The 26,206-nt window shown below is 74.4% G+C and carries 21 protein-coding genes; 10 read left to right on the forward strand and 11 right to left on the reverse strand.

Translation table 11 applies throughout. From position 1 onward, the window contains the following. Positions 1–1,042: DUF7927 domain-containing protein (locus GC722_RS03525; RefSeq protein WP_197429747.1), on the forward strand; the 1,042-nt coding region annotated here is incomplete at its 5' end. A gap of 254 nt (positions 1,043–1,296) precedes the next feature. Here GC722_RS03525 and GC722_RS03530 read toward each other — a convergent pair. Further along, complete coding sequence (locus GC722_RS03530; RefSeq protein WP_156608028.1) at positions 1,297–1,725, reverse strand: PPOX class F420-dependent oxidoreductase; 429 nt, start codon at positions 1,723–1,725, stop codon at positions 1,297–1,299. A 201-nt stretch (positions 1,726–1,926) separates the two neighbouring features. Between GC722_RS03530 and GC722_RS03535 the strand changes: the two genes are divergently transcribed. Then, positions 1,927–2,439 (forward strand): GNAT family N-acetyltransferase, encoded by a 513-nt coding sequence (locus GC722_RS03535; RefSeq protein WP_156608030.1) that lies wholly within the window; start codon positions 1,927–1,929, stop codon positions 2,437–2,439. Positions 2,440–2,488: 49 nt separating this feature from the next. On the opposite strand, the gene GC722_RS03540 is transcribed toward GC722_RS03535, so the two are convergent. Then, positions 2,489–3,871 carry a glucose-6-phosphate dehydrogenase gene (locus GC722_RS03540; RefSeq protein ID WP_197429748.1) on the reverse strand — a complete coding sequence of 461 codons (1,383 nt, stop codon included), beginning with the start codon at positions 3,869–3,871 and terminating at the stop codon, positions 2,489–2,491. Beyond that, positions 3,868–4,440, reverse strand: coding sequence for a type 1 glutamine amidotransferase domain-containing protein (locus tag GC722_RS03545; RefSeq protein ID WP_156608032.1), 573 nt, complete (start codon positions 4,438–4,440; stop codon positions 3,868–3,870). Before GC722_RS03545 ends, GC722_RS03540 begins: the two co-directional genes overlap by 4 nt. Positions 4,441–4,591: 151 nt before the next feature. On the opposite strand from GC722_RS03545, the gene GC722_RS03550 reads away from it, so the two are divergent. Continuing rightward, the gene (locus GC722_RS03550) at positions 4,592–5,689 is read left to right on the forward strand and encodes a glycerophosphodiester phosphodiesterase family protein (protein ID WP_331714345.1); all 1,098 of its coding nucleotides are present in this window, start codon (positions 4,592–4,594) and stop codon (positions 5,687–5,689) included. An 89-nt stretch (positions 5,690–5,778) separates the two neighbouring features. On the opposite strand, the gene GC722_RS03555 is transcribed toward GC722_RS03550, so the two are convergent. Next, positions 5,779–6,669, reverse strand: a complete 891-nt coding sequence (locus GC722_RS03555) for a helix-turn-helix domain-containing protein (protein ID WP_197429749.1) — start codon at positions 6,667–6,669, stop codon at positions 5,779–5,781. Positions 6,670–6,776: 107 nt separating this feature from the next. Between GC722_RS03555 and GC722_RS03560 the strand changes: the two genes are divergently transcribed. From GC722_RS03560 to GC722_RS03590, 7 genes are all read left to right on the forward strand, one after another. Continuing rightward, the gene (locus tag GC722_RS03560) at positions 6,777–10,304 is read left to right on the forward strand and encodes a DUF5107 domain-containing protein (protein ID WP_156608041.1); all 3,528 of its coding nucleotides are present in this window, start codon (positions 6,777–6,779) and stop codon (positions 10,302–10,304) included. Positions 10,305–10,397: 93 nt separating this feature from the next. Continuing rightward, entirely contained in the window at positions 10,398–11,690 is a 1,293-nt protein-coding gene (locus tag GC722_RS03565; protein ID WP_156608043.1) for an ABC transporter substrate-binding protein, read from the forward strand. After that, the gene (locus tag GC722_RS03570) at positions 11,687–12,673 is read left to right on the forward strand and encodes a carbohydrate ABC transporter permease (RefSeq protein ID WP_331714346.1); all 987 of its coding nucleotides are present in this window, start codon (positions 11,687–11,689) and stop codon (positions 12,671–12,673) included. Before GC722_RS03565 ends, GC722_RS03570 begins: the two co-directional genes overlap by 4 nt. 3 nt (positions 12,674–12,676) lie before the next feature. After that, complete coding sequence (locus GC722_RS03575; RefSeq protein WP_197429750.1) at positions 12,677–13,546, forward strand: carbohydrate ABC transporter permease; 870 nt, start codon at positions 12,677–12,679, stop codon at positions 13,544–13,546. Positions 13,547–13,601: 55 nt separating this feature from the next. Then, positions 13,602–16,487, forward strand: coding sequence for a sugar-binding domain-containing protein (locus GC722_RS03580; RefSeq protein WP_156608045.1), 2,886 nt, complete (start codon positions 13,602–13,604; stop codon positions 16,485–16,487). After that, on the forward strand, positions 16,484–18,574 hold the full coding sequence (locus tag GC722_RS03585; RefSeq protein WP_156608047.1) for an alpha-galactosidase: 2,091 nt from the start codon (positions 16,484–16,486) through the stop codon (positions 18,572–18,574). The genes GC722_RS03580 and GC722_RS03585 overlap by 4 nt, the downstream gene beginning before the upstream one ends. After that, positions 18,567–19,391: a hypothetical protein gene (locus tag GC722_RS03590; protein WP_156608049.1), complete on the forward strand. Its 825-nt coding sequence runs from the start codon at positions 18,567–18,569 to the stop codon at positions 19,389–19,391. Before GC722_RS03585 ends, GC722_RS03590 begins: the two co-directional genes overlap by 8 nt. A gap of 35 nt (positions 19,392–19,426) precedes the next feature. Here GC722_RS03590 and GC722_RS03595 read toward each other — a convergent pair whose 3' ends face one another. From GC722_RS03595 to GC722_RS19140, 7 genes are all read right to left on the reverse strand, one after another. Beyond that, positions 19,427–20,476, reverse strand: a complete 1,050-nt coding sequence (locus GC722_RS03595; RefSeq protein ID WP_331714347.1) for a 5'-3' exonuclease — start codon at positions 20,474–20,476, stop codon at positions 19,427–19,429. Positions 20,477–20,537: 61 nt separating this feature from the next. After that, the gene (locus GC722_RS03600; protein ID WP_156608051.1) at positions 20,538–21,335 is read right to left on the reverse strand and encodes a serine hydrolase; all 798 of its coding nucleotides are present in this window, start codon (positions 21,333–21,335) and stop codon (positions 20,538–20,540) included. Beyond that, positions 21,326–22,102 (reverse strand): type 1 glutamine amidotransferase, encoded by a 777-nt coding sequence (locus tag GC722_RS03605; protein ID WP_197429751.1) that lies wholly within the window; start codon positions 22,100–22,102, stop codon positions 21,326–21,328. Before GC722_RS03605 ends, GC722_RS03600 begins: the two co-directional genes overlap by 10 nt. After that, positions 22,099–23,157: an ABC transporter ATP-binding protein gene (locus GC722_RS03610; RefSeq protein ID WP_331714348.1), complete on the reverse strand. Its 1,059-nt coding sequence runs from the start codon at positions 23,155–23,157 to the stop codon at positions 22,099–22,101. The genes GC722_RS03605 and GC722_RS03610 overlap by 4 nt, the downstream gene beginning before the upstream one ends. Next, the gene (locus GC722_RS03615; protein WP_331714349.1) at positions 23,150–24,235 is read right to left on the reverse strand and encodes an ABC transporter ATP-binding protein; all 1,086 of its coding nucleotides are present in this window, start codon (positions 24,233–24,235) and stop codon (positions 23,150–23,152) included. Before GC722_RS03615 ends, GC722_RS03610 begins: the two co-directional genes overlap by 8 nt. A gap of 5 nt (positions 24,236–24,240) precedes the next feature. Beyond that, positions 24,241–25,200 (reverse strand): ABC transporter permease, encoded by a 960-nt coding sequence (locus tag GC722_RS03620; RefSeq protein WP_197429752.1) that lies wholly within the window; start codon positions 25,198–25,200, stop codon positions 24,241–24,243. Next, positions 25,193–26,197 (reverse strand): ABC transporter permease, encoded by a 1,005-nt coding sequence (locus tag GC722_RS19140; RefSeq protein ID WP_197429753.1) that lies wholly within the window; start codon positions 26,195–26,197, stop codon positions 25,193–25,195. Before GC722_RS19140 ends, GC722_RS03620 begins: the two co-directional genes overlap by 8 nt. Positions 26,198–26,206 lie beyond the last annotated feature (9 nt).

Consider the following 26,206-nt stretch of genomic DNA (forward strand, 5'->3'; position numbering starts at 1 on the left):
GACGGTGACCGGCGCCGGTGACATGCAGCTGGACAACGTCCTGGGGGACAACACCCCGTGTGTGCCGGCCCCGGATGAGAACCCCGACTGCAAGACGGTCCACCCGATCGGGAAGTACGTCTACTCCAAGGTCTCCGACCCCGAGACCGGGTTCACCGTGGTGCCGGGTGACGTGATCACCTACACCGTGACGGTGACCCAGGACGGTCCGGGCGAGGTGCCCGGGGCGCGGCTGGTCGACGACATGGCCGACGTGCTCGACGACGCCAGCTACAACGGTGACGTGGAGGCCTCGGTCGGTGAGGCCACCGTGGACGGGGACACCCTGTCCTGGACCGGTGACCTCGAGGTCGGCGCGGTGGAGACCATCACCTACTCGGTCACGGTGACCGACACCGGTGATGACGACGTCACCAACGCCGTCACCAGCGACGACCCGCGCGGTTCCTGCGACGAGGCCGTGGGGTGCGAGGAGCAGCACCTGAAGGGCCGCTTCCTCTACTCCAAGACCTCCGACCCGGCCTCGGGCTCGACGGTGGAGGTGGGTGAGGTGGTGGAGTACACCATCACCGTGACCCACCAGGGTCAGGCCGAGGTCGTGGGTGCCTCGCTGGTGGACGACCTGTCCGACGTGGTCGACGACGCCCGCTACAACGGCGACGCCGCGGCCTCCGACGGTGAGGTCAGCGTCTCCGGCGACAGCCTGGACTGGAGCGGTGACCTGGAGATCGGCGAGGTCGTGACCATCACCTACTCGGTGACGGTGACCGACAGCGGGGACGACCGGCTGGCCAACGTGGTCACCAGCGAGGACCCGCGTGGCGCCTGCGACGAGGCCGTGGGCTGCCAGACCGAGCACCCGAAGGAGGACGGTGGTGTCGGCGGTGGCGGGCTGGTTCCGGGCGGGAACGGCGGTCAGCTGCCCAGCACCGGTGCTCCGGACGTGCTGGCCCCGCTGGTCGGTGGTCTGCTGCTGGTCCTGACCGGAGCCGCGGTGGTCCTGCGCCGTCGCCGGCTGCTGGCCCACCGGATCGGGGGCTGATCCCGTAAGCACCCTGCCGGTGACGCGCTGACGACCTCATCCACCGTCAGCCGTCACCGGCGGGTGAGGCGCCGCGCCCCCCGCCCCCCAGCGACGGGGCTCGGCAGGCGCGCCGGACCGCCCGCGTCCTAGCGACGGGGCCCCGGCGACGCGACAACGGTTCCCCCGAGAGCACCGTCACCCAACCGGTGCCTCTCGGGGGAACTTCGCGTTCCCAGCCCGCCCGGCCCCTCTCGGCGGACGGGAGGAGCGCCTCAGCGGACGGAGCCGTAGACGTGCTGGGCGCGGACGCTCAGCACCTGACGCCGCTCCGCGATCATCGCCCGGGTGTAGTCCTCCCAGTCCGGGTGCTCGCCGCGCAGCGTCCGGTACAGCTCCACCAGCTGGCGCACGCCCTCGTCGCCGGGCTCGGTGGCCACCGGGCCCAGCTCGGCGTCGCCCTCGAGCACGGCGTAGCTCCAGAAGTCGGAGGAGGTGACGTGCAGCGACGCCCGCGGGTCCCGGGCGGCGTTGCGGGTCTTGGCCCGGTCCGCGGTCACCGAGATCCGCGCCGTGGCGGTCCGGGGATCCCAGGCGTGCAGCACGTTCGACAGCTGTGGGCGCCCGTTGCGGCGCAGCGTGGCCAGCACGGACGTCCGCTGCTCGCCGAACAGCGCCAGCAGGGCGGGGTCGAGTTCGCTCATGGCTGCGGCAACCGGCATCGGTTCGGTCACATTCCGCCCTGCCCGGTTCCCGTGCGGCGAGGACCGGCATAGGGTCTCGAGCAGGGGGTCGGCCCGTCCGGTCGACACGAGCCCAGCGAGCCTGCTGGTCCTCGCCCACTCCGTGGCGCCACGGCGCCGGTCACCGCGACAGCCCCCGGTCACGGTGAGCGCGGGAGCACCATGATCGAGGTTCCACCCACCGTCCAGAACGACGACGTCACCGGCCGGATCCACTCGGTGGCCGGCGACATCACCCTCGCCCGGGCCCGACGAGAGCACCTGCCGGGTCTGGTCCGGCTGCTCAGCGACGACGAGATCGGGGCCACCCGTGAGGTCACCGCCGACGACCTCGCCTACGCCCGGGCCTTCGCGGCCGTGGACGCCGATCCCCAGCAGGTGCTGGTGGTCGGGCTGCTGGCCGAGGAGCCGGTGGCCATGCTGCAGATCAGCTTCATCCCCGGGCTGTCCCGCCGCGGCGCGCTGCGGGCCCAGCTGGAGGGCATCCGGGTCGCCGAGCCGCTGCGGGGCACCGGTGTCGGGACGGCGCTGATGCAGTGGGTGATCGACTACTGCCGCGACCACGGCGCCACCCTGGTGCAGCTCACCACCGACCGCCGCCGCGACGAGGCGCACGAGTTCTACGCCCGGTTCGGCTTCGTCGACTCCCACCTGGGTCTCAAGCTCGAGCTCTGAGCCCGGCTCGGGCGGCGGCACCACCGCCGCCGCCGCGGCGAGCCCGGGCTCAGTCCTCCGGGCCCTCCGAGCCGGCCGGGTAGTCCAGCAGCGGCACCTCGCCGTCGGCCCACGCCCGCTGCACCGGGGCGATGATCTCCCAGCAGCGCACCGCCACGTCCCCGCGCACCGACAGCCGCGCGTCGCCGTCGAGCGCGGCCCGCAGCACCTCGCCGTAGGGCGACATCCGCGCACTGCCGACCTCGGCGGCCAGCGTGCTGCGCTCCAGCCGGAAGGGGTCGCCGCTGGCGTTGGTGCTCAGCTGCAGGTGCAGGTCGCCGGTCTTGAGGTCGATCACCATCACCTCGGGCAACGCCGGGCCGTCCAGCCCCGGCGGGACGTGCGCCGGCGGTCGGAAGGTCAGCCGCAGCTCGCGCCGGTTCTGCGCCAGCGCCTTCCCCGACCGCAGCCGGAACGGTACCCCCGCCCACCGCTCGGTCGCCACCTGGCAGGTGATCTCGGCGTAGGTCTCGGTCTCCAGCGAGGGGTCGACGTCCTCCTCGTCGACGTAGGAGGGCAGCTCCCTGTCACCCACCGTCCCGGCGGTGTAGCGGCCGCGCCGGCTGGAGCCGACCGGGTCGTCGTCCCAGATGCTGGTCGAGCGCAGCACGTGGGCGATCTGGTCGCGCAGGTCCAGGTCGTCGATCCGGGCCGGCGGCTCCATGGCCACCAGTGCCAGCACCTGCAGCAGGTGGCTCTGGATCATGTCCACGAGGGCGCCCGTGCCGTCGTAGAAGCCGGCCCGGCCCTCCAGGCCCAGCGTCTCGTCGAAGACGACGTCCACCCGCTCGACGTGGGCGTTGCTCCACACCTGCGAGAACACCCGGTTGCTCAGCCGCAGCCCGAGCAGGTCCAGCGTGGACGACATCCCCAGGAAGTGGTCGACGCGGTGCACGTCCTCCTCGCCGACCAGCGTGTGCAGCGCGGCGTTGAGCTCGCGGGCGCTGTCGGCGTCGGTGCCGAAGGGCTTCTCGGCCACGATCTTGAGGCCCTCGGGCAGGTCGAGCTCGTGCAGGCGCTCGCAGACGGCGATCGTGACCGCCGGCGGCAGCGCGAAGTAGAGCACCAGCCGTCCCTCGGCGCGGCCGATCAGCTGCTCCAGCTGCTCCTTGTCGGTGGGGTCGGCCTGCACGTACTCCGTGCGGTCGAGCAGGTAGGCCTCGGCCTCCCGGCTCCGGGCCTCCTCGTCGATCGCCTCGCCGACCGCGGCGCGCCACTGCTCGTCGGAGCGCTCGGAGCGGCCGCTTCCGACGAGCTTGATCCGCCGCTCGGGCTGCTCGGCCAGCAGGTCGGCGAGCCCGGGCATCAGCAGCCGCGCGAACAGGTCGCCGGAGGCGCCCAGCACCACCAGGGTGACGGGCTCGGCGGAGCGCTCCTGCTGCGTGGCGCTCACGCGGCCGACACCGGGCCGGGGCTCTGCGCCGAGCCGTGGTGCAGGGCCTCGAGCAGGGCGTCGTTGAACGCGGGGATGTCGCCGGGGTTCCGGCTGGTGATCAGGTTGCCGCTGATCACCACCGGCTCGTCCACCCACTCCCCGCCGGCGTTGCGGACGTCGGTCTGCAGGCTCGGCCAGGAGGTGAGCCGCCGGCCGCGCAGCACGTCGGCCTCGACCAGGGTCCAGGGGGCGTGGCAGATCGCGGCCACCGGCTTGCCGGACTCGACGAACTGACGGGCCAGCGCCACCGCGGCGGCGTCCATCCGCAGGGCGTCGGGGTTCGCCACGCCGCCGGGCAGGACGAGGGCGTCGTAGTCGTCGACGGCGGCCTCGGCCACGGTGACGTCCACCGGGTGGGTGCCGGCCTTGTCGAGGTGCTCGAACAGCTGCACGGTCCCCGGCTCGGGGCTGATCAGGACGGCCTGGTGCCCGGCGTCGGTGACCGCCTGCCAGGGCTCGGTCAGCTCGGCGGACTCGATGCCCTCACCGGCGACCAGGAAGGCCACGGTCTTGGGAGATGCGCTCATGCTGCCTACTGTGCCCGCACCCGGTGCGGCCAAACAGCGCGGGCTGCAGGGTGGACGCCCGTCCTCGGGGCGGTGAACAGCCGCCGAACAGCGGACGCACGTCGGTCGACACCGCTGGCGTCGGTGCGTCCGCCGCTGCTGGTGTGGAGGGGTGATCCCCACCTCCTCCCGTCCCGTCCACCCCGTCCCCGACCTCGCCGCCGGACGTCGCCGTGCGTCGCTGCGGATGATCGGCGCCGCCACGGCCCTGCTGGTGCTGGCCGTCCCCTCGCTGCCCGCGGCCGCCGCCGGCCCCGAGTTCGACCTGCAGGCGCACCGCGGCGGCGTCGGGCTGACCACCGAGAGCACGCCGGAGGCCTTCGCCAAGGCGCTCGAGCTCGGGGTCAGCACCCTCGAGCTGGACACCCAGCTCACCGCCGACGGCCACGTCGTGGTGACCCACGACCGCCAGATCTCGGCCACGAAGTGCCGCGACACCGGCCCCGTCACCGCGGACGACCCGCAGTACCCCTACGTCGGCAGGTACGTGGTCGACCTGACCCTGGAGCAGGTGCAGAGCGTCGACTGCGGCATCCAGGCCCCCGGTCACCCCGACCAGGAGGTGGTGGAGGGGGCGCGCATCGTGGAGCTGCGCGAGGTGTTCGACGTGGTCCGTGCCCACGGGGCCGAGGGGGTGCGGCTCAACATCGAGACCAAGGTCGAGGCCGGAGCGCCACGGGAGACGGCGCCGCGCGGCCGCTTCGTCCGGGCGGTGGCCCGCGAGGTGCAGCGCTCCGGGATGGCCGACCAGGTCACCATCCAGTCCTTCGACTGGGGCGCGCTGCAGGTGATGCACCGGGTGGCACCCGAGCTGCCGCTGGTGGCGCTGACCAACGGCAGCTTCCTCGAGGTCGGCCAGCCCGGCCGTTCCCGCTGGCTCGGCGGGCTGGACGTCGACGACTTCGACGGGAACTGGGTGGCCGCCGCCGACACCATCCCGGGGGTGACCGCGGTCTCCCCGGTGCAGGGGAACCCGCAGGGCGGGGCCATCGGCGACCCCGACTTCGTCCCCTTCGTCACCGCCGAGATGGTCCGGGACGCCCACGAGCGGGGCCTCGACGTGATCCCCTGGACGGTCGACGACCCCGAGACCATGGCCTGGCTGATCGACCTCGGCGTCGACGGCATCATCACCGACTACCCCGACCGGCTCCGCCAGGTGATGGCCGACAAGGGCCTGCCCCTCCCGAAGCCCTACCCCGCCCCCTGATCACCCCGCGCCCCCCGACCTGACCACGGTGGCGCCCGATCCGCTGCGCAGTCGCAGCCGATCGGGCGCCGCTGGACGCGGAGGGGGGCTCAGGCGCCGGTGGCCTCCACCTCGCGGTGCCGGCGGCGGAAGTCGCTCGGGCTGCAGCCGTGCACGCTGCGGAACTGGCGCGCGAAGTACTGCGGGTCGGCGTAGCCCACGGTGCGGCCGACGTCGCCCACCGGCGTCGCGGTGGTGATCAGCAGCTCGCAGGCGCGGGCCATCCGCAGCCGCTTGCTGTACTCGACCACCCCGCCACCGGTGGCAGCGCGGAACAGGGCGGCGAAGTGCGAGGGGGACAGCCCGGCGGTGCGCGCCAGCCCGCGCACCGAGACCGGTGCGGCCAGGTTCTCGCGCAGCAGCTCCTGGGCCTGCCGCACCGGCTCGCCCCGCTGCGGGTCGCCGGCGAGCGCGTCGGCGCTGACCTGCGCCAGCACCGACCAGGCGGTGCCGGCCGCGCGGACGAGCGTCGGCGTGGTCTCGTCGGTCTCCAGCAGCTCGACCACCCGCTCCATCTCCGCCGACAGCCGGAAGGGGTCGTGCACCCCCAGCACCCGCGGCTGGGCCGGCGACCCGCACAGCTCCTCGACCGCTGCGGTGGCGTCGGGCCCCTTCAGGTGCAACCACCAGATCGTCCACGGGTCGGCGTCGTCGGAGCCGTAGGTGTGGCCGACCCCGGCCGGGATCAGCAGCACCTGCCCCGCGGCCACCCGCAGCCGTCCCTGCTGGGCCTCGCACCAGCCCTGCCCGGCCACGCAGAAGATCATGATCGTCCCGCTGGCGCCGTGGGCCCGGCGGCGGCCGTGGTGGCGGGCACGGGGGAAGTAGCCGGCGTCGGTGACCAGCAGCCGGCTGGTCAGTCCCGACCGGACCGCGGCGGCGACCACCTGCCCGGGCAGCACCCGCAACCGCTGCCCGGGGAAGCCGTCACGGATGCGCACGACCACGAGGGTACGCCACGGCCGCGGTGCAGGATCGTCGGATCGTCCACGTCAAAGGGCAGGATCGTCACTTCAGCAGGGGCCGGCGGCTGACCTAGCGTCGGAGCATGCTCACCGACGAGTCCGACCCGCAGCTGGCCCGTCCGGCCGAACTCGCCGACGCGCCCGTCGCGGCCTGGGAGGCGGAGCTCACCCTGCCGACCTACGCCCCGGCCGACCCGGAGCAGCTGCCGATGTACCTCGACCGGCGCGTCTACCAGGGCTCCTCCGGCCGGGTCTACCCGCTGCCGTTCCACCACCGCATCGAGGAGCGGCCGACGCCCCGCCGGTGGCGGGCCGTGCACCTGCAGAACGCCTGGCTGCACGTGGTGGTGCTGCCCGAGCTGGGTGGGCGCATCCACCTGGCGCGCGACCGGGCCAGCGGCCGGGACATCTTCTGGGCCAACCCGGTGATCAAGCCGGCCCTCGTCGGGCTGGCCGGCCCCTGGCTGGCGGGCGGGGTGGAGTTCAACTGGCCGCAGCACCACCGACCGGCGACCTACCTGCCCACCGACTGGACGATCGTCCACGACGACGACGGCTCGGTGGTGGTCTGGTGCTCCGACCACGACCCCTTCACCCGCATGAAGGGCATGCACGGCGTCCGGCTCCACCCCGGCAGCTCCCGGCTGCAGGTCGACGTCCGGCTGTTCAACCGCTCCGAGACGACCCAGTCCTTCCTGTGGTGGGCCAACGTCGCCGCCCGCGTCGACGACGACTACCAGTCCTTCTTCCCCTCCGACGTCACCGTCGTGGCCGACCACGCCAAGCGCGCGGTGACCTCCTTCCCGCACGCCGACCGTCCCTACTACGGCATCGACTACGCCGCCCGGGCCGGTGACGTCAGCCGCGCCGCCGACGGGACCCCGCGCCGGGGCGACCAGCTCGACTGGTACCGCAACATCCCCGTGCCCACCTCCTACATGTGCCTGGACAGCGCCGAGGACTTCTTCGGCGGCTACGACCACGCCGCCCGGCTGGGGTTCGTGCACGTGGCCGACCACCAGGTCGCGGTGGGCAAGAAGCAGTGGACGTGGGGCAACTCGCCCTTCGGCCACGCCTGGGACGCCAACCTGGCCGACGACGGCTCCCACTACATCGAGCTGATGGCCGGCGTCTTCACCGACAACCAGCCCGACTTCAGCCACCTCGCCCCCGGCGAGACTAAGGTGTTCTCCCAGACCTGGTACCCGCTGCGCGACATCGGCCCCGTCGACCGCGCCGGGCCGGAGGCCGCCGTCCGCCTCGAGCGCGACGGCGACGAGGTCACGGTCGGCGTGGTGGTCACCCGGTCCCGGCCGGGCCTGGAGGTCGAGCTCGGCGACGGCCGCGGCTGGCACGCCTCCGACGTCACCGACCTCGACCCGGGCACGGCCTACACCCGCCGGCACCGGGCCGCCCCCGGCCCGCTCACCCTCACCGTGCGCCACCGCGGCGAGGTGCTGCTCAGCTGGACCGAGCCCGGGCAGGGGGCCCGGGCGGCCACGACCGACGTCAGCCCGGCCACCGAGCCGCCCGCCCCGGAGCTGATCGACAGCGTCGAGGAGCTGGCCCTCACCGGTCAGCACCTGGAGCTCTACCGCCACCCCACCCGCGCCCCCGAGCCCTACTGGCAGGAGGCGCTGCGCCGGGACGGCGAGCAGCTGGCCGCCCGCACCGGGCTGGCGCTGCGGGCGCTGCGCGCGGGCCGGTGGAGCGCCGCCGAGGAGCACCTGCTGGTCGCCCGCGGACGGCTGCTGCGACGCCACCCCAACCCCGCCGACACCACGGTGCTCTACCTGCTGGGCCTGCTGCGCGAGGGCCAGGGCCGCGACGCGGAGGCCTACGACGCCTACGGCCGCGCCAGCTGGACCCGCGCCTGGCGCGGCGCGGCGGGCTACCGGATGGCCCGCATCGACGCCCGCCACGGGCGCCACGCCAGCGCGCTGGCCCGGCTGGCCGACGTCCGGCGGGTGGAGCCGGAGCACCTGCAGGCCGCGGCCCTGGAGACGGTCTGCCGTCGTCGCCTCGGCGACCCGTCGGCCGGGACCGTGCTGCGCGCCGCCCGCGAGCTCGACCCGCTCGACGCCTGGCTGCGGCACCTCGACGGCCAGCCGGCCAGCAGCGACGCGCAGACCTGCCTCGACGTCGCCCTCGAGCTGGCCGGGGTCGGCGAGTTCGAGGACGCGCTCGCGGTCCTCGACGCCGCCGAGGAGCGCGAGCAGGACCGCCCCTCGGGGCAGACCGCGACCCGGCCGCTGCTGCACGTCCACCGGGCGGTGCTGCTGCACCGGCTCGGCCGGGACGAGGAGGCCGCCACCGCGGCCGCACGGGCCGGGCAGGTCGACGCCCGCTGGTGCTTCCCGGGACGGCTGGCCGACGCCGCCGCGCTGGCCCTCGCGCTAGCCGGCGACCACCCCTCGGAGTGCTCGTCGCCCGGGGACGTCCGTCCCTCGCCGCTGCTGGACGACCTGACCGCGCTGGCGGCCGGGGCGGCCCACCACCCGCGCGCCGCGACCCTGCTGGGCACCTGGGCCTACGCGGTGGGGCGCCACGACGAGGCCGCGGCGCTGTGGCGGGCCGCCACGGCGGCGGCACCCGACGACGTGCTGGCCTGGCGGAACCTGGGGATGTACGACGTGAACCAGCGCGGGGACGTCGAGGCCGGCCGCCGCGCGTACGCCGCCGCCTGCGCGGCGGCGCCCCACGACGCCCGGCTGCGCTACGAGGCCGACCAGCTCGCCGCCCTGGCCGGGACCGCGCCCGAGCAGCGGCTCGCGGAGTGGCAGCAGCACCGGGAGCTCGCCGCCGAGCGGGACGACGCCTCGGTCGAGCTGGCCCACCTGATGGTCACCGCCGGCTCCGCGGCCGAGGCGGTGGACCTGCTGGTGGGACGCACCTTCCAGCCCTGGGAGGGCGGGGAGGGGCAGGTGCTGGCCGCCTGGGAGCGGGCTCACGTCCGGCTGGCCCTGGCCGCGCTCGCGGACGGTCGCGCCGTCGAGGCGGTGCAGCACCTGACCGCCGCGCTCGAGCCCGACCCGGCGGTGCTGGGGGAGACCCGCCACCCGCTGGTCGCCACCGCCCAGCTGCACCTGCTGCTGGGCGACGCCGAGGCCGCCGCCGGACGTCCGGACCGGGCGCGGGCCGCCTGGGCCGAGGCCGCCGAGCAGCGCGGGGACTTCCAGGCGATGGCCACCCAGCCGCACAGCGAGACCACCTTCTGGTCGGTGCTGGCGCTGCACCGCCTCGGCCGCGCCGACGAGGCCCGGGCGCTGACGGCCGAGCTGGCCGCCTTCCGCGACGAGATGGCCGCCACGGAGCCGCGGGTGGACTACTTCGCCACCTCGCTGCCCGACCTGCTGCTGTTCGCCGAGGACCCGCGGGTGGCCCGCGACCGGCGGGTCGCCTTCTTCGACGCCCAGCTCGACGTCCTGGCCGGACGTCCTCAACAGGCGGCACGGCGGCTGGCGCAGGAGCAGGCGTCGCGTCACGGCGCCGACCTGCTGCTCGCCTGCACCGTCCTGGGAGCCGACACGCTGCTGTCGGGACCGGTGCCCGCCGACGGGGCCCGGGCCGGGGCGGACGGGCTCCCGCTGACCGAGGGGGCGACGCGGTGAGCGCCCCGACGCCCCACGACTGACCCGCGGCCGGGCGACCGCCCGGCCGCGACCGGACCGACCAGCGCCAACGACGACGCACAGGAGGACACCATGACCACATCCCTCAGCAGGCGCGGCCTGCTCGGAGCCGGCGCCGGACTCGGGGCCGCCGGACTGCTCAGCTCCTGCGTGGGCAGCGGCGGCGGCGGCGACGCCGGCGGCGACGCGAGCAGCGGCGGCGGCGGACCGCTCGTCTTCCAGAACTCCATCCAGGACACCGCACCCAAGGCGGCCCTGGAGCAGATCGTGGCCGGCTACGAGCGCGAGGTCACCATGAACTCGGTGGCCACGGAGCAGTTCCGCGCCCAGCTCACCAACTACCTGCGGGCCTCCGACCCGCCGGACGTCATCAGCTGGTACGCCGGCTCCGTGGCCCGCGCCTACGCCGCCGAGGGACTGCTGCTCGACGTCTCCGACCTGTGGACCGGCGACGGGGCCTGCGCCGGCTTCTCCGAGGCGCTGCGGGAGCTGTCGACGGCCGAGGACGGCAAGCAGATCTTCGTCCCCACCAACTACTACTGGTGGTCGGTGTTCTACAAGCGCTCGGCCTTCGAGAAGTGGGGGGTGGAGCCGCCGAGCACCTGGGACGAGTTCCTGGCGCTGTGCGAGAACCTGTCGGGGCAGGGCGTCATCCCGCTGGCCAACGGCATCGGCCCCACCCCGTGGATGGCGTCGGGCTGGTTCGACTACCTGGACCTGCGGATCAACGGGCCGGAGTACCACCTCGCGCTGCTGGCCGGCGAGCACTCCTTCACCGACCCCGAGGTGGTCGACGTGATGGAGCAGTACGAGCGGCTGATCCCCTACTTCGACCCCAACATGGCCTCCTACGACGCGCAGCAGGCCGCGACGCCGCTGGCCCAGGACGAGGCGGGGATGTACCTGGTGGGGGCGTTCGTCTCGCAGTACCTGCCCGAGGACCAGCGCGACGACCTGGACTTCTTCTCCGTGCCGGTGATCAACGACGCGGTGCCGACGGCCGAGGAGGCGCCCACCGACGGCTTCTTCGCCGCCTCCGGCACCGACGACCCGGAGGGCACCAAGGCCTTCCTGTCCTACCTGGCCTCGCCCGAGCAGCAGGAGGCCTTCATCACCGGGGCGGGCTCGTCCAACCTGCCGACCTCGCCGGAGGTCGACCCCTCGCAGTTCTCGCCGCTGGTGCAGAAGGGCCTGGAGCTGCTGAACAGCACCGAGCGCATCACGCAGTTCTTCAACCGCGACTCCTCCGACGCCCTGCAGACCACCGCCGACGCCGCGCTGACCAAGTTCCTGTCCGACCCCTCGCAGCGCGACTCGGTGCTGCAGGAGTGGCAGGCGGCCGCGGAGCGGGTCCACGGCTCGTGAGCACCAGCACACGGGACCCGGCGGCGGCACCGGGCCGACGACGCGGACCGGTGCCGTCGCGGCGCGGGCAGCCGCCGGCGTCCTCACCGCGACCGCCGACGCCGTCGCTGGCGTCGCGGCTGCGGCGGGTGCCGCTGGTGGTGTGGCTGTTCCTGGCCATCCCGCTGGCGGTGGAGCTGGCGTGGGTGTTCTGGCCCGCCGCCAACTCCTTCTCGCTGGCCTTCACGCGGTGGAACGGCATCGGGGCCGCCGAACCGGTGGGGACGCAGAACTTCGTCGACCTGGCCTCCGACCCGATCTTCCGCACCGCGCTGACCAACAACGTCATCTGGGTGGTCGGCTTCGGCGGGCTGTCGGTGCTCGGCGGGCTGGCGCTGGCCGTGGCCCTCAACAAGCCCGGCCGCGGCATCGGCCTCTACCGCAGCGCCATCTACCTGCCGATGGTGGTCTCGATGGCGGTCACCGGCCTGTTCTGGCGGGTGATGTACCAGCCGGGCGGGCCGATCAGCGCCGGCCTGGACGTGCTGGGGCTGGGGTCCCTGGAACGGCAGTGGCTGGCCGACCCCGACCTCGCCCTGTACGCGGTGCTGGTGGCCGGGATCTGGCGGCAGGTCGGCTACATCATGGTGCTCTACCTGGCCGGGCTGAAGGGCTGCGACGCCAGCCTGGAGGAGGCGGCCTCGGTCGACGGCGCCTCGTCGTGGCAGACCTTCTGGCACGTGGTGATGCCCCAGCTCAAGGGCGTCAACATGGTGGTCTTCGCGGTGACCGTGATCGACTCGCTGCGCACCTTCGACCTGGTCTGGGCGATGACCCGGGGCGGTCCGTTCAACAGCACCCAGCTGCTCAGCACCTACATGTTCGAGCAGGCCTTCACCGCCGGGAACCTGGGCTACGCCTCGGCGATCGCCGTGGTCATCTTCGTGCTGGCCATCGGCTTCATCATCACCTACCTGGCCCGCCAGGCCAGAGCGGAGGACTGAGCGATGAGCGCACCGGTGCTGGTGGCCGGTCGGGCGCGGCCGCAGAGGCGGCGCCGCCGCGGCCGTTCGCCCTGGCTGCACGTGGTGATGGTCCCGCTGACGCTGGCCTGGGTCAGCCCCATCCTGTTCGTGCTGATGATCGCGCTGCGGTCCTTCGACGACATCGCCGGACGCGGGCTGGGCGCCCTGCCGGCCTCGCTGACGCTGGACGGCTTCGTCGGCGCCTTCGCGGGCGGTGGGCTGCTGGTCGCCCTCGGCAACAGCCTGCTGGTCACCGCCGCCGGGGTGGTGGCCTCGCTCGCGCTGTCGTCCTGGGCGGCCTACGCGCTGAGCCGCTACCGGATCCCCGGGCGCAAGGCGGTCCTGCTGGTGATGCTGGCGGGCAACCTGCTGCCGCCGCAGATCCTGCTGGTGCCGGTGGCCCAGATCACCCAGTCGATCGGCATCTACGACACGCTGTTCGCGCTGACCCTGGTGCAGGTCGGCTTCGGCATCGGCTTCTACACCTTCGTGCTGCACGGCTTCATGCGCGGGCTGCCGGAGGAGATGTTCGAGGCGGCCCGGCTCGACGGCGCGGGAGCGGCGCGGATCTACGCCCAGCTCGTGCTGCCGCTGTCGCGGCCGTCGCTGGCCGCGCTGGCGGCGCTGGCCACCACCTGGATCTTCAACGACCTGATCTGGGCGCTGACGGTGCTGCGCAGCGAGACCAAATTCCCCATCACCGCGGCGCTGCTCAACCTGCAGGGCGGCTACTCCAGCCAGTGGAACGTCATCGCCGCCGCCTCCCTGGTGGCCGCGGTCCCCACCGCGGTCGTCTTCTTCATCTTCCAGAAGCAGTTCGTCTCCGGGCTGCTGGTGGGCAGCAACAAGTGAGCCCCCGGCACCCCGCGACGCCCCGCACCGACCCCGACCCGAAGGCCTCGACCCGATGACCTCATCCCCCACCACCGACTCCCGCCCGGCCGCCGGTCACGACGCCGTGCTGGACCTGGCCGGCACCTGGTCCCTGCGTCTCGACCCCGAGGGGGTGGGGGATCGGGAGCGGTGGTTCGCCCAGGACCCCGACGGCGGGCAGGACCGGGTCGAGCTGCCCGGCTCGCTGCAGGAGCAGGGGTTCGGCGACGAGGTGGGCGTCGACACGCCCTGGACGGGGCTGGTGGTCGACCGCTCGTTCTACACCGACGAGCGCTACGCCCCCTACCGCGAGCCGGGTGCGGTGTCGGTGCCGTTCTGGCTGCAGCCGCGGCGCTACTACCGGGGCGCGGCCTGGTTCTCCCGGGTGGTCGAGGTGCCGGAGTCCTGGCGGGGGCACCGGGTGGTGCTGGAGCTGGAGCGGGTGCACTGGGAGTCCACGCTGTGGCTGGACGAGGACCGGGTCGGCAGCGGGCGCAGCCTGAGCACCCCGCACCGCTACGACCTCGGCGAGCTGGAGCCGGGGTCGCACCGGCTGACCCTGCGGGTGGACAACCGCACGGTCGTCGACGTCGGCCCCAACGCCCACAGCATCTCCGACCACACCCAGGGCAACTGGAACGGGGTCGTCGGCGCGCTCACCCTGACCGCCCGGCCGCCGGTGGTGATCAGCCACGTGATGACGCTGCCCGACGTCGAGCGGCGCGCCGTGCGGGTCCAGGTCGACCTGGCCAGCGGCACCGCCGGGGTCGGCGCGGGCACGGTCACCGCGACCGTCCGCCGCCTCGGTGGCGACCCCGCGCCGGTCTCGGTGACCGCGCGCTTCGAGTCCGAGCAGAGCCGGGACCTGGTCGAGCGCGGCATGGTCGCCGGCGGCGGCCACGTCGACCTCGACGTCGAGCTGGGTCAGGACGCGCCCACCTGGGACGAGTTCTCCCCGGCGCTGTACGAGCTCACCGTCGAGCTGGAGACCACGGTGGACGGGATCACCTCCACCGACGTCCGCACGCTCACCTTCGGGCTCCGCGAGGTGGGCACCGAGGGGACGCAGATCACGGTCAACGGCCGTCCCACCTTCATCCGCGGCACGCTGGAGTCCTGCGTGCACCCGCTGACCGGCTACCCGCCCACCGACGTCGGCTCCTGGCGCCGGATCATCGACGTCTGCCGCGCGCACGGGCTCAACCTGCTCCGCTTCCACTCCTGGTGCCCGCCCGAGGCGGCGTTCGTCGCCGCCGACCAGGCCGGCTTCTACGTCCAGGTGGAGGGGCCGGTCTGGGCCAACCAGGGGGCGGCGATCGGGGAGTCTCGGCCGGTGGACGCCTACGTCTACGAGGAGACGACGGCCATCCTGCGCACCTTCGGCCACCACCCCTCCTTCCTGATGATGGCCCACGGCAACGAGCCGGCCGGCCGGGACGCGGAGTTCCTCGGCCACTGGGTGGCCCACGTCCGCCGGCTGGACCCACGCCACCTCTACACCAGCGGCGCCGGCTGGCCGGTCATCCCCGAGAACGACGTCGACAGCATCTCCGAGCCCCGGGTGCAGCGCTGGGGCGAGGAGCTGGAGTCGCGGATCAACGGCCGCGCGCCGGAGACCACGACCGACTACACCGAGTACGTCCGGGCCACGCCGCGACCGATCATCAGCCATGAGATCGGGCAGTGGTGCGCCTACCCGAACCTGGCCGAAAGGGAGAAGTACACCGGGCTGATGCAGGCCCGGAACTTCGACATCTTCGCCGACTTCCTCGCCCAGGGCGGCATGGCCGACCAGGCCGAGGAGTTCCTGCTGGCCTCCGGTGAGCTGCAGAAGCTCTGCTACAAGGAGGACGTCGAGGCCGCGCTCCGCACGCCGGGGTTCGGCGGCTTCCACCTGCTGGGGCTCAACGACTTCCCCGGCCAGGGGACCGCGCTGGTCGGGGTGCTGGACGCGTTCTGGGAGGAGAAGGGCTACTGCACCGCGGCGGAGTTCGCGCGGTTCTGCGGTCCGACGGTGCCGCTGGCCCGGCTGCCGAAGCGGGTGTTCACCGGCGGCGACGACCTCACCTTCGGCGTCCAGGTCGCGCACTTCGGCCCGGCCCCGCTGGAGCAGGCGACCGTGTCGTGGGCGCTGCTGGACGACGACGGCGAGACGCTCGACGAGGGGACGGTCGGCGCCAGCACGGTGGCCCTCGGCAACAGCGAGCGGCACGGGGAGGTGACGACGACCCTGCCGCAGCTGACGGCGGCCGCCCGGCTCACCCTGGAGGTGTCGGTCACCACCGCCGCAGGGGAGCGGTACGCCAACGACTGGCGGCTGTGGGTCTACCCGCCGGCGACGCCGCCGCGCCCCACGGACGCGCTGACCACCCGCGACCTGGAGGAGGCCCTCGAGGCCGCCGGCGCGGGCCGGACGGTGCTGCTGCTGCCCGAGCTCGGCCCGCCCCACACCGACGTCGCGCTCGGGTTCTCGCCGGTGTTCTGGAACACCGCCTGGACCCGGAACCAGGCCCCGCACACGCTGGGCATCACCCACGACCCGGAGCACCCGGCACTCGCCGGGTTCCCCTCGGACGGGCACACCGACTGGCAGTGGTGGGAGCTGCTGCACGGCGCCTCGGCGATGGTCCTCGACGAGCTGCCGGTGGAGGTCCGCCCCATCGTGCAGCCCATCGACACCTGGTTCTCCGCGCGCCGGCTGGGCCTGCTGTGGGAGGTCCGCGTCGGCGAGGGGCGGCTGGTCGTCTGCTCGATGGACCTGCACTCCGACCCCGGCTCGCGTCCCGCCGCCCGTCAGCTGCTGGCCGCCCTGACCGCCTACCTGGAGGGCGACGCCTACCTGGACGGCGACGGTTGCCCCGCCCCGGCGGTGGACGCGGACGTGGTGCGGCGGGTGCTCGCCCCGGCCGTCGCCCGATGAGCGGCGGCCGGGGGAGGGACGGCGGAGGCGGCGGCCGGACCTGGACGCTGCCGACCGCCTCCGGCGTGCTCGTGCTCGGGGTCGACCCCGGCGGGTGCGGGCTGACGACGCTGCTGTGGGGCGCCGTGGACGCCCCGCTGACGGTCCCCGCCCCGGTGGCGCGCCGGTCGGCGGCCACCCTGGACCCGGCCGGGCAGGAGGTCACCGCGCTGGGCACCCGCAACCGGCTGTCCGCCGAGGTCGTGGTGCGCCGGGCCGACGGGCTGCGCGGCGCCCGGCTGGAGCTGGTGGACGGCTCGGTGTCGGTGCGACGTCCGGACGCGGACGTGCACCAGCTGAGCGCCGAGCTGGCTGACGAGCTGGTGGGCCTGCGGGTCCGCCTGCACGTGCGGACGTCCACCGCGCACGACGTGGTGGAGAAGTGGGCCGAGCTGAGCAGCACGGCCGACCATCCGCTGGAGCTGCTGCGCGCCTGGGGTGGCGCCTTCACGGTGCGCACCGGCTCCCCGGGCGCCCGGGTGCGGACGCTGACCGGCGGCTGGAGCCGGGAGTTCGAGGAGCACACGGTGCACCTGCCGGTCGGCACCTTCTCGCTGGGCAGCCGGGAGGGCATCACCTCCCTGCACGCCGGCCCGGCGCTGGTGGTCACCGCGGCCGAGGGCGAGGAGACGCAGAGCTGGGCCTGCGGGCTGTCGTGGAGCGGGTCGTGGCGGCTGCAGGTGGAGGCCGCCCCCTTCGGCGACGGCGTCCGCGTCTCCGGCGGCACCGACGACGAGTCCGGCATCCGGGTGCTCGCGCCGGGGGAGAGCCTGACCACGCCGGTGCTGACCGGGCTGTGGGTCCCCGGCGGGACGGCCGAGGTGGCGCAGGCCTGGCACGCCTACCAGCGGACGCTCGCCCGCTCCACCGGCCCCGAGCACCGTCCGGTGGTCTACAACTCCTGGTACGCCACCACCTTCGACGTCGAGGTCGGGCAGCAGCAGCGGCTGGCCGACACCGCCGCCGAGCTCGGCGCCGAGGTGTTCGTGGTCGACGACGGCTGGTTCCGCGGCCGCACCAGCGACCGCGCCGGGCTCGGCGACTGGGACGTCGACCCCGCCAAGTTCCCGCGCGGGCTGGACGAGCTGGTGGAGCACGTCACCGGGCTGGGGATGCGCTTCGGGCTGTGGGTCGAGCCGGAGGCCGTCAACCCCGACAGCGACCTGTACCGGGCCCACCCGGACTGGGTGCACCGCGGTGGCGGACGTCCGCAGCTCCCGGTCCGCAACCAGCTCACCCTCGACCTGGGACTGCCCGAGGTGGAGGAGTTCGTCGGGGCCATGCTGTCCCGGCTGCTGACCGAGCACGACATCAGCTACCTCAAGTGGGACATGAACCGGCCGATCAGCGACGGCGGGGCGCCGCTGCCGGGCCACGAGGACTGGTCGGTGCGCCACACCGAGGCCTACCTGCGGATCATGCGACGGCTGCGGGAGGAGTTCCCCCACGTCACCGTCGAGGCCTGCGCGGCCGGCGGCGGGCGGATCGACAACGCCGTGCTGGCGGTCAGCGACGTCATCTGGCCCAGTGACGAGACCGGCCCCAGGGACCGGCTGCTGATCCAGCACGGGTTCCTGTCCGCCTACCCGGCCTGGACGATGAGCTCGTGGGTCACCCACCTCGACGACGTCCGCGACCCCGACCCCGCCAGCCTGGAGTTCCGCTTCGTCACCGCGATGGCCGGGGTGCTCGGCGTCGGGGCGGACCTGCGCAGCTGGGACCCCGGGCAGGTCACCCGGGCGCGGGAGCTGGTGGAGCTGTACCGCGAGATCCGCCCGGTGGTGCACGGCGGGCTCGTCCGCCGCCACGGGCACCCGTCGCAGGACGCCTACGCGGTGCAGTACACCACCGACGACACGGTGGTGGTGCTGGCCTGGGCCCGCCCGGGGCGGACCTCGGAGCTGGTGGTGGCGTTGGGCGACCTGCCGGCCGGCGTGGGGCTGCGGTCGCGGCGCGGCGGGGTCGTCGAGGACGGCGGTCGGGTGCGGGTCGGCTGGTCGATGGGCGACTGCGACGTGGTGGTGCTCGACCGGGTGGGCGATGGGTGAGCAGCGCGAACCGCTGACTGTCGAGGTCGACCTCGAGCACGGCGGCCGCTGGACCTCGCTGGGGACACCGCGGCGGGAGTGGCTGTGGCAGCGTCCGTCGGTGCGGGCGGAGCGCGAGGCGGTGCAGCCCGGTGACGCCTTCGTGGACGCCGGCGGGGTCGAGGAGTGCTTCCCCACCGTGGCCGGCCGGCTCGACCACGGCGACGTGTGGGCCCGGCGCTGGTCGGGGACCGCGGAGGACGCGCACGTGCAGGCGTCCGGCTGGGAGCTGCGCCGGCGGATGGACGTCACCGACGGGGTGCTGACCGTGCGCTGCACCGTGACCGGCGAGCCCGGACGCGGCCTGCTGCACGCTGTGCACGGGCTGTACGCGCTCTCGGCGTCGGCGCGGGTGGAGGTGGCGCCGGGGGCGCCGCTGCGGGTGCAGGACGTGGCCGCCGGCAGCGACTGGGTCGCCGGCCGCTGGCCGGGTGCGGAGCCGCTGGAGCGTTGCGGACCGGTGGACGGAAGCGCCCGGCTGGCCGTGGTGGCCACCGACACCGTCCGGCTGGTCGACGGCGAGGACGTCCTGGAGCTGCGGTGGCGCCTGGAGAGGGGCAGCGGCCCGGTCTCGCTGCTGCTGTGGCGCAACCTCGGCGGCTGGCCGGCCGGAGCCCCGTACCGCTCGATCGGGGTCGAACCCCTGCTCGGGGCCGCCACCGACGTCGACACGGCCCGCGCGGACCAGCTGGCCCGCACCGACGACACCGGGCGGCTCGACTGGGTCGTGCAGGCAAGGGCCCTCACCCGCCACGGCGGCGCCCGATCGGCTGCGTAGTCGCAGCGGATCGGGTGCCGCTGCGGCGGGACACCTCAGAACAGGGTGGGCTGGGGGTCGGGGCGGGCCGGCTTCAGGGGCGGGAAGGCCTGGCGGGAGCGCCACTCGGCGTGCACGTCCCAGGGCAGCACGTCCACGTGGCGGGGTTCGGGGTCGCGGGGCTCCAGCCCGGCCAGGCAGCGCTCGGCGACCCGGGCCGTGCCGGGCAGGCCCTCGCCGACGAGCACCCGACGCACCACGTCGGGGGAGAGCGGGATCCGGCCGGTCCCCCGCTCGGGGTGCAGCCCCAGGTCGACGTCGTCGGAGAAGGCCATCACGGCGCAGTTGAGCTCCCAACGGGCCCGGGCCTCCGGCTCGGCCAGCTGCCGCCGGACGCCGGCGCCGACCAGCTCGGCCACCCGCCGGCCGCCGTCGGCGACGTCGTCGAACACCGCCTGCGCGCTGCCGAGCCCGGACAGCAGCCGGGCCGCCCGCTTCGGGCCGATGCCGGCCACACCCGGCAGGTTGTCCGACGGGTCGCCGCGCAGGGCGGCGAAGTCGCGGTACTGCCCGGGACGAACGCCGAGCAGCAGCTCGAGCCGGTCCGGGGTCATCAGCGGGGAGGCGTCCACGCCGCCGTTGATCACCCGCAGCACGCTGGTGCGCTCGTCGATGAGGGCGAAGGCGTCGCGGTCGGAGGTCACCAGCACGGTCCGGCCGCCGTGCGCGGCGGTCAGCCGGGCCGCCGAGGCCAGCACGTCGTCGGCCTCCAGCCCGCCGGGGATGACCACGTGCACCCCCAGCTCCCGCAGCTGGTCGGTGGCACGCCGCAGCTGGGCGACCAGGGTGGCCGGCTTGGGCAGCCGCTGCGCCTTGTACTGCGGCCACCGCTCCCGGCGGACGCTGCGGTCAGGGTCGTCGAAGCCGACCACCACGGTGGTGGGTCCCACCCGGTCCGCGGCCGCCACCACCTGGGTGAGCAGCCCGCGGACCGCCCACACCGGCTCCCCGGTGACGCTGCGCGCGCCGGTGCCGGCGAGCGCGTGGAAGCTGCGGTGCAGCAGCGAGTTGCCGTCGACCGCCAGCAGCACCGGGGAGTTGCTCACCCGACCATGATCCCCGCCCGCACCAGCCCGCGGGCGCTCTCAGCCGCGGCGGTCGCCGGAGTCAGCGGGTGGTCAGCTGGTGGGCCAGCCGTCCCAGCGCCTCGATCGCCTCACCGGCCTGGTCGTGCTCCATCCCGCGGGTGCAGACGGCCACCACCAGGCAGTCCGGGCCGGGCTCGCCGAACCAGGCCACGTCGTGGCGGATCGCCTGCACCGAGCCGGACTTGCTGCCCCAGGGAACCCCCTCGGGCAGGTCGGCGGCGAGGTTCGGGTACTGCTGGCGGGCCAGCATCTGGGTCATGTAGCGGGTCCACTCCGGGCCGCACAGCCGGCCGGTGACCACCGCCGACATCAGCGACGCCAGCCCGCCGGCGGTGACCACGTTCGCCACCCCGTCGCGCCGGGCGGCGGCCACGTCGCCGAACTGCCGGCCCATCCGCACCCCGGTGGCGCAGGCGTCCTGGAGGACCTCGCCCACCGGCCCGAGCCCGAACCGCTCGACCAGCAGGTTGGTGGCCTCGTTGGAGGACACCACGACCATCCGCTCGACCACCTCGGCCAGCGGCATGGTCTGCCCGGGCGGCGCCATCCCGTGGTCCACGTCGTCGGGGGTGAGTCGGTAGTCGGGGGCGCCGGGGACCTGGCTGGAGAAGGTGTCGCGGCTGACCAGCCGCTCGGCCAGGTCGGCGGTGCCGGCCTCCAGCTGTCGGGCGACGGCGGCCAGCACGGCGAGCTTGACCGTGCTGGCGGCGTAGAAGGACTCCTCGGGGCGGCGGTCGGCGAGCACCGTGCCGTCGCCCCGCGACACCCGGTAGGACAGCCGGGGGGTGCCGTCGCTGTAGTCCGAGCTCAGTCCCATCGGGTCGCCTCCTGGCGGGTGTCGGGTCCGCCCGTCCTCCGGGCGCGGTGGTGGTCGTCGACGACCCGGGCGAAGGCGCCGGCCAGCTGGCGGGCCTGGCGGGTGTTGGTCTCGGCCACGGCCTCGGCGGCGGCGATCATCTCCGCCCGGTCCAGCCCCTGCGCCGCCAGCGCCGACTCGTCCCAGCGGCGCAGCCGCTGAGCGTCCACCTCGGGGTGGAACTGCAGGCCCCAGGCCCGCGGGCCGACCCGGAAGGCCTGCACCCGGCAGGCGTCGGAGGTGGCCAGCAGGACGCCCGCCGGCGGCGGGGTGGTGATGCTGTCGCGGTGGTTCTGGATCATCCACAGCCGGTCCTCGCCGGCCAGCGGTGCGAACACCGGGTCGTCGCCGGCCGGCTCCAGCAGCCGCACCGGGCAGGAGCCGCGCTCGGTCTCACCGGAGCGGCCGGTCACCACCCCGCCGGCCACGTGGGCCAGCAGCTGCCCGCCCAGGCAGATGCCCAGCAGCGGGACGCCCGTGCGCAGCGCGTCGGCGGTCAGCGCGCGCTCGGCCGCCAGCCACGGGGCCGCGGTGTCCTCGTCTGGCAGCAGCCCGCCACCCAGCAGCACCACGGCGTCCACCCCGGCCGCGGACTCCGGCACCGGCTGCCCGTCGCAGGCCTGCACCACCTCGCAGGTCAGTCCGTCCTCGTCCAGCCAGTCCAGCAGCCGGCCGGGTCCGCTGCCGGCGGCGTTCTGCACGACCAGGGCGCGCGGTCCGGCGCTCACCGCGCCACCGTCCGCAGGCCGTCCGCGGCGCCGCCCGCCCCGGTCGGTCCGGCCACCGGGAAGTGGCAGGCGCTCAGGTGGTCGCCGTCGCCGGTCAGCCGCGGGTCCTCGCCGCGGCACGGCGCGGGGACGCTGCCGTCGGCGGTCTGGCGACCCGCCCACCAGCAGCGGGTGTGGAACCGGCAGCCCGACGGCGGGGAGCTGGGGGAGGGGACGTCGCCCTCGAGCACGATCTCGTCACGACGCCCGCGCAGCGTCGGGTCGGGCAGCGGGACGGCCGACATCAGCGCCCGCGTGTAGGGGTGGCGCGGGGAGCCGTAGACCCCGGCCCGGGGACCGGTCTCCACCACCCGGCCCAGGTACATCACCGACACCTCGTGCGCGATGTGGCGGACCACCGCCAGGTCGTGGGCGATGAACAGGTAGCTGAGCCCCAGCTCCCGCTGCAGCCGTCGCAGCAGGTTGATCACCTGGCCCTGCACCGACACGTCCAGCGCCGACACCGGCTCGTCGCACACCAGCACCGAGGGCCGCACCGCCAGCGCCCGGGCGATCCCGATCCGCTGCCGCTGCCCGCCCGAGAACTGGTGCGGGTAGCGGTGCACGTGGTCGGGGTCGAGACCCACCAGCTCCAGCAGCTCCTGCACCGCCGCCTGCCGGCTCCCCGCCGGGGCCGAGGCCGGGTGCAGCTCGAAGGCCTCGCCGACGATCTCCCCGACCGACATCCGCGGGTTCAGCGAGGTGTAGGGGTCCTGGAAAATCATCTGCACCTTCTGCCGCAGCGCCCGCCGGGCGGTGCGGTCCATCCGGGTGACGTCGGTGCCCTCGAGCAGGATCTGGCCGGCGGTGGGCTTCTCCACCCCCACCAGCAGCCGGGCCAGGGTCGACTTGCCCGAGCCGGACTCGCCCACCAGACCCAGCGTCCGGCCCCGCCGCAGGGCGAGCGAGACGCCGTCGACGGCCTGCACCGAGCCGACCGTGCGCTGCACCACGACCCCGCGCCTCACCGGGTAGTGCTTGACGACGTCGCGGACCTCCAGCAGCACGTCAGCCACCGCGCACCTCCTCCGCCGGCGCCGGTGCGGCGACGGGCACCGGCGGGTCGGCCAGCTGCTCCTCGGCCAGGTGGCAGGCCGCCCGCCGTCCCGGGGCCACCAGCCGCAGCGCCGGCCCCGGGTCGACCCGGCAGCCGGCCACCGACCGCTGGCAGCGGGGGTGGAAGGAGCAGCCGGGCGGCAGCGCCACCAGCTCGGGCGGACGGCCCGGGATCACCGCCAGCTCGGCGTCCTCGTCCTCGCCCGGCAGCGCCTCCAGCCGGGGGACCGAGCGCAGCAGGGCGGCCGTGTAGGGGTGGGCCGGGCGGGTGAAGGCGTCCAGCACCGGGGCCTGCTCGACCGCGCGCCCGGCGTACATCACCGTCACCCGGTCGGCCACGCTGGCCACCACGCCCAGGTCGTGGGTGATGAGCACCAGCGCCATCTGCCGCTCGGCCTGGATCTCGGCCAGCAGGGTCATGATCTGGGCCTGCACGGTGACGTCGAGGGCGGTGGTCGGCTCGTCGGCGATCAGCACCTGCGGGTCCAGCGCCAGCGCCATCGCGATCATCACCCGCTGCCGCATCCCGCCGGAGAACTGGTGCGGGTAGTCCCGCACCCGCTGCGCGGCGTTCGGCACCCGGACCAGGTCCAGCAGCTCCACGGCCCGGCGGCGCGCCTCGCGACGGCTGGTGCCGGTGCGGGCCACCAGCGCCTCGGTGAGCTGGAAGCCGACGGTGTAGACGGGGTTGAGGGCGGCCAGCGCGTCCTGGAACACCATGGCCACGTGGTCGCCGCAGTAGCGGCGGTGCTCCGCGCGGGGCAGCGACAGCAGGTCGGTGCCGCGGAAGCGCACGGAGCCGCGGACGATCCGGGCGGGCGGGGTCTGCAGCAGGCCCATCACGGCCAGCGAGCTGACCGACTTGCCCGAGCCGGACTCGCCCACCACGGCCAGTGTCTCGCCGGCCGACACGCTCCAGGACAGACCGTCGACGGCGCGCACCACCCCGTCGGAGGTGGCGAACTCCACCACCAGGTCCTCCACCTCGAGCAGCGGCTCGGTGGAGGAGCGGTCGCCGCCGGTCGGGTCGTCGGTCACGGTGCTCACCTCAGCTTCGGGTCGAGGGCGTCGCGGAGGCTGTCACCCAGCACCACGAAGGAGAGCACGGTGGCCAGCAGGCAGCTCAGCGGCACCACCAGCAGGTGGCGGGTGCCGGGGGTGAACCACTCCGAGCCCTCGGAGATCATGATCCCCCAGCTCACCGCCGGCGGGCTGATCCCGATGCCCAGGAAGGCCAGCACCGCCTCGGTGCTGATCACGCCCGCGATGGCGGTGGGGACCAGCGCGGTGACCGGGCCGATCGCGTTGGGCAGCACGTGGCGGAACATCACCCGCAGGTCGGAGGCGCCGAGGACGGTGGCGGCGGTGACGTAGTCCAGGTTCCTGGCCTCGAGCACGCTGGCGCGGACGTAGCGGGTGTAGCCCATCCAGCCGAAGGCGGTCAGCACCAGCGCGGGTTGCAGGATGCTGGCCAGCTGCCCGGTGCCGAGGTCGACGTTGCGGAACAGCGACAGGGCCAGCAGCGCCGCCAGCAGCAGCGGGATCACCAGGAACACCTCGACCAACCGGGAGGTGAGGGCGTCGACCCAGCCCAGGTAGTAGCCGGACAGGGTGCCCAGCACGAGCCCGATCAGCACCGAGGCGCCGACGACCACGAAGGCCAGCAGCAGCGAGGGCTGGGCGCCGTGGATCACCTGCGCCCAGACGTCGCAGCCGCGGACGTTGGTGCCCAGCGGGTGCTCGGCCCCCAGCCCCTGCGGGGTCAGCCGGGACTCGCCGATGTCGCAGCGGCGCGGGTCCTTGGCGGTGAACAGCCCGGGGACGAGGGCCACCACGGCGAAGAACAGCACCACCACGGAGGCCGCGACGACGCTCGGGCGCCGCCGCAGGGTCCGGAAGGCCTCCGACCACAGGCTGCGGGAGGGATCGCGGCGGGCGGGGCCACCGGGCCCGGAGGCGTCGGCCTCGCGGGCCACCAGGGCGCTGGTCGTCGGGTCAGTCAAAGCGGATCCTCGGGTCGAGCGCGGCGTAGAGCAGGTCGACCACGATCATCACCACGACCGTGACCACGGCCAGCAGGGTGACGATGCCGACCACCACGGAGACGTCGGAGTCGCGGACCGCGCTCCACAGCACCCCGCCCATCCCGTAGACGTTCATCAGGCCCTCGGTGACCACCGCGCCGGCCAGCGCCTCGGCGAACACGAAGCCGATCGCCGTCACCACCGGGATGGAGGAGTTGCGGACGATGTGGAACAGCGTGACGTGCCGCTCGCCCAGGCCCTTGGAGCGGGCGGTGCGGACGTGCTCGGCGTTGTAGTTCTCCAGCTGCGCGGCGCGGACCAGCCGGATGAAGGCCGCCGACCCGGCCAGCCCGAGCAGCACCCCCGGCACCAGCACGGTGGCCCACGGGTGGTCGGGGGAGAAGGACGGGCGGAACAGCAGCGCGGGCAGCGACTCCGCGCCGAAGGTGTCGCGGGCCCAGGTGCTCATCGGCACGGTGACGACGAACTTGTAGACCAGCAGCATCACGAACACCGGGAAGGCGTCGACGAGGATCGACCCGGCCCGGATGCCGTGGTCGGCGGCCCGGCCGCGGTAGCGGGCGGCCAGGCTGCCCAGGGTCATCCCGACCACCAGCCAGGTCAGCCCCACCACGGCGAACAGCCGCAGCGTGTTGGGTGCGGCGACCGCGACGATCTCGGTCACCTCGCGGCCGCGCAGGTCGGTGCCGAAGTCGCCGGTGGCGTAGGCGGCCAGCCGGTCCAGGAACGGCCCCACGCAGGGGTTGCCGAGCTGGTTGTAGCAGGCGTCGCCCAGCCCGTAGCGCTCCGAGACCGCCTGCAGCTGGGCCGCGGTCGGCACCCGGTCACCGAAGAAGGCCAGCGCGGGGTTGCCGTTGAGCTGGATCGCGGCCGTGGTCAGCAGGTGCAGCAGCACCATCACCAGGAACAGGGTCAGCAGGCCCTGCAGCAGCCGTCGCGCGACGTAGCGCCCCACCCGGTCGTC

This window comes from Auraticoccus cholistanensis, from assembly GCF_009742705.1.
GTDB lineage: Bacteria > Actinomycetota > Actinomycetes > Propionibacteriales > Propionibacteriaceae > Auraticoccus > Auraticoccus cholistanensis.

Bases quoted from the DNA above. Each gene is read 5' to 3' on its own strand.
- GC722_RS03530 (WP_156608028.1), bottom strand. From the start codon at position 1,725: ATGAGCGAACTCGACCCCGCCCTGCTGGCGCTGTTCGGCGAGCAGCGG.
- GC722_RS03535 (WP_156608030.1), top strand. From the start codon at position 1,927: ATGATCGAGGTTCCACCCACCGTCCAGAACGACGACGTCACCGGCCGG.
- GC722_RS03545 (WP_156608032.1), bottom strand. From the start codon at position 4,440: ATGAGCGCATCTCCCAAGACCGTGGCCTTCCTGGTCGCCGGTGAGGGC.
- GC722_RS03560 (WP_156608041.1), top strand. From the start codon at position 6,777: ATGCTCACCGACGAGTCCGACCCGCAGCTGGCCCGTCCGGCCGAACTC.
- GC722_RS03565 (WP_156608043.1), top strand. From the start codon at position 10,398: ATGACCACATCCCTCAGCAGGCGCGGCCTGCTCGGAGCCGGCGCCGGA.
- GC722_RS03575 (WP_197429750.1), top strand. From the start codon at position 12,677: ATGAGCGCACCGGTGCTGGTGGCCGGTCGGGCGCGGCCGCAGAGGCGG.
- GC722_RS03580 (WP_156608045.1), top strand. From the start codon at position 13,602: ATGACCTCATCCCCCACCACCGACTCCCGCCCGGCCGCCGGTCACGAC.
- GC722_RS03585 (WP_156608047.1), top strand. From the start codon at position 16,484: ATGAGCGGCGGCCGGGGGAGGGACGGCGGAGGCGGCGGCCGGACCTGG.
- GC722_RS03590 (WP_156608049.1), top strand. From the start codon at position 18,567: ATGGGTGAGCAGCGCGAACCGCTGACTGTCGAGGTCGACCTCGAGCAC.
- GC722_RS03600 (WP_156608051.1), bottom strand. From the start codon at position 21,335: ATGGGACTGAGCTCGGACTACAGCGACGGCACCCCCCGGCTGTCCTAC.